Origin of the sequence: Massilia timonae CCUG 45783 (genome assembly GCF_000315425.1) — a bacterium.
GTDB lineage: Bacteria > Pseudomonadota > Gammaproteobacteria > Burkholderiales > Burkholderiaceae_D > Telluria > Telluria timonae.
In genome coordinates, this window is sequence record NZ_JH992923.1 from 58,718 (window position 1) to 61,464 (window position 2,747).

General features: G+C 57.6%; 2 protein-coding genes and 1 pseudogene. 2 read left to right on the plus strand and 1 reads right to left on the minus strand.

Annotated features, from left to right (window positions below):
* Window positions 1–323, minus strand: a pseudogene (locus HMPREF9710_RS28225) (IS481 family transposase); the annotation flags it as partial.
* 390 nt (window positions 324–713) lie between these two features.
* On the opposite strand from HMPREF9710_RS28225, the gene HMPREF9710_RS10330 reads away from it, so the two are divergent.
* Window positions 714–1,963 (plus strand): IS3 family transposase gene (locus tag HMPREF9710_RS10330; protein WP_229409725.1). Its coding sequence is split into 2 segments (ribosomal slippage): window positions 714–999 and window positions 999–1,963, totalling 1,251 coding nucleotides; the frame shifts between segments, so codons are not numbered across the junction.
* A gap of 327 nt (window positions 1,964–2,290) precedes the next feature.
* The gene (locus HMPREF9710_RS28910) at window positions 2,291–2,698 is read left to right on the plus strand and encodes a phospholipase effector Tle1 domain-containing protein (RefSeq protein WP_503826222.1); all 408 of its coding nucleotides are present in this window, start codon (window positions 2,291–2,293) and stop codon (window positions 2,696–2,698) included.
* The last annotated feature ends 49 nt before the right edge of the window (window positions 2,699–2,747 follow it).

Here is a 2,747-nt window from a genome sequence, read left to right on the forward strand (position 1 = left end):
CGCTTCAAAAGGCGGGCAAGACCTGAGCGAGAGACGTCAGGATTGATGTACTGCTTGGTGACGAAGAGAAGATCGTCCAATGGCAAATAAAGCGACTGGCGCAGCGCAAGCACGATCGCTTCCTGCGCTGCGCTCAGGGTGGTCTTGAGGACATGGGCACGGTGGGAACGGTCCTGTACATCATCACGCTTGAGCCACTTCTTGGCGGTAGCCCGGCTGACATTGAAGACCTTGGCCGCCTGGCGATCTGACAGGCCCGAGTCCTTGATCTCTTGGCGCGTTTTCGGTGTAGTTCGGGCTTGCGGGTGAATGCGTGAACTCATGCTGCAAATTGCTCCTGGTGCTTTGAAATTCCGGGATTGCTGAACCCAGCAATCAACTCGTTCAGCATAGCCTTTGCTCGGAATAAAGGCCAGCTACGACGAGGAATATGATCGCACGGCACTAAACATGTATGTTCCAGGGGTTGGTACGAAGTTTCCAGAGATTGGTGAGCATGAGGAAAGCAACCTTGGGAAAGGGTGTGCTTTTGGTTGCGAAGGACGAGCAATATTTGGTTTGTTAGCGATTTTTAATTTCTTGCAATTGCGGTCTTTGAGAAGCAGGATGTTTGATCAGCACGAAATTCTGGCACTTTGCCGGAACGGCCCCTATAGTGGACCCCGAATCTGAGACGGTGGTTTAAGCTGTCGTCCGCGAAAGGATGACAGCGAATGAGTGAAGGTAAAAAACGCAGGGTGCACAGCGCCGAGTTCAAGGCCAAGGTTGGGTTGGAAGCGGTGCGTGGGGTGAAGACGGTGACGGAGATTGCGCAGGAATTCGGCGTGCATCCAGTACTGGTGGGCCAGTGGAAGAAGGAGATCCTGGAGAACGCCGGCGCCCTGTTCGACGTCAAGCGCGGGCCGAAGCCGGTGGACGAAAGCAGCCCGGAGGACAAGCTGTACAGCGAGATCGGCAAGCTGAAGATGCAGGTGGATTGGCTCAAAAAAAAGCTTGGGGAATGAGTCCGGCCGAGCGGGCACGGTGGATCGAGCGCGAGGACAAGATACCGCTGACGATGCAGTGCGAGCTGGCCGGCGTGCCGCGTTCGACCGTGTATCGGCGGCTGGAGGCGGCGGCCCGACAGGAATGCATCGAGGAGGAGGACGGCCAGCTGCGCGCCCTGATCGACGAGGAGTACACCAGCCGCCCGTTCTACGGCAGCCGGCGCATGGCGGTCTTCCTGCGAGGCCGAGAGCACCGCGTCAACCGCAAGCGCGTGCAGCGCCTGATGCGGGAAATGGGCTTGGCGGGCATGGCGCCGGGGCCGTCCACGAGCAAGCCGCACCCGCAGCACAAGGTCTATCCCTATCTGCTGCGCGGGGTGGCGGTCACGCGGCCGAACCAGGTGTGGAGTACGGACCTGACGTACATTCGGCTGGCGCGCGGCTTTGCCTACCTGGTGGCGGTCATCGATTGGTACTCGCGTCGTGTGCTGGCCTGGCGCATCAGCAACAGCATGGACGCGTCGTTCTGCGTGGACTGTCTGGAGGAGGCATTGCGCCACCACGGCAAGCCCGAGGTATTCAACAGCGACCAGGGCTCGCAGTTCACCAGTGACGCCTTTACCAGCGTGCTCAAGCGCGAAGGCGTGGCCATCAGCATGGATGGGCGAGGACGGGCGCTGGACAACATCTTCGTCGAGCGCCTGTGGCGCAACGTGAAGTACGAGGACGTGTACCTGAAGGGCTACGCCAACATGGCCGAGCTGACAGTCGGCCTGGCACAGTACTTCGCGTTTTACAACGCCGAGCGTCCACACCAGGCGCTGGGCTACGAGACGCCAGATCATGTCTACCGTGCCGGTGTTGGAGGAGGTGCGTTGATCGTCGACAAGTTCGGCGACGCGGACCAAGAGCCGGAGAAAAACGGCGGAACGGGGCAGCGCCGGGCAGCTGCTGAAGTGGAAATGGACACAGCTTAAACTAGCCGGCTGAGTGTCTTGACTGATGGGTCCACTTTACCCAACATAATTGACTCAAATGATCGGAAGTGGCTTGCCAAATTCGGAACAAACAGTGGGTTGTTACAACCGAACTTGGGAAGCACCAGTATTCGTCGTGATTTTCTCGTGCAACAGGCTGGAAATCTGGAAGCAAGACTCAAGAACAGCAAGGTTCGTGTCGTCGAGTGCTTCCTCGATGTTTTTGGCTTTTCCAGAGGTGCTGCAGAGGCACGGGTGTTTTGTAGTTGGCTGAATGAGTTGCTGATCGGCGGTCGTTTCGCCGGTGTACCACTGCAGTTTCGATTCGTGGGAATCGTAGATACTGTCGCATCAGCGGGATTCTGGTCCGGTACAACGGCACTGGCTATGAACTCAACTGGGGGGCATGGTGCGTGGGCAAGTGCAGATGCGCTACTTATTCCAGCGTCAGTGCAAAACTGCGTGCACATGGTGGCAATGCATGAGCTACGTCGGAATTTTCCTTTAGACGCGATAGGAGTCGACGGTAAGCTGCAGCCCGGATGTTTCCAGTTTGCGTATCCAGGCGCACACAGCGATGTAGGCGGCGGCTACGGGCCTGGTGAACTGGGTCTTGCGGTAGGGGATGATTCTCAAAAGCTATCTCAAATACCGCTGAATCATATGCTGGATTGTGCGATAGCAGCTGGCGGACCTGTCAGAAATTCTGTGTGCGGGGCCAGAATTCGTAGTTAGATAATCGCGTTCGTGAAGCGCTCGCCGAACATGATGGCGAACTGGTTGG